We start from the raw sequence: 234 nt of genomic DNA on the forward strand, positions 1-234 counted from the left end.
ATGAACGGGATGTACTCCGCGAGCGCCGCGTGCACGAGCTGCGTGCCGGCCAGCGCCGGCCCGAAGACCGCGGCGAAGGGCAGCAGGAAGGCGAGCGCCCAAGCGGCCGCCACCTTGCCGAAGTGGTGGTGCCAGAACGACGGCAGCAGCAGCGGCATCAGCGCGATCGACAGCAGCAGACCGGCGAAGGGCACGCCCCACAGTGGCGACAGGCTGGCGCCATCGAATTCGGCG

The 234-nt window shown here is 70.9% G+C and carries 1 protein-coding gene; it reads right to left on the reverse strand.

Annotated elements, in window-relative coordinates; genetic code table 11:
- The coding region (locus CVH10_RS24585) for a sodium:proton antiporter (protein ID WP_181244770.1) at positions 1 to 234 on the reverse strand (234 nt) is incomplete at both ends.

The organism is Halomonas sp. ND22Bw, assembly GCF_003011945.1.
In the GTDB taxonomy this organism is placed as follows: Bacteria; Pseudomonadota; Gammaproteobacteria; order Pseudomonadales; family Halomonadaceae; genus Halomonas; species Halomonas halophila.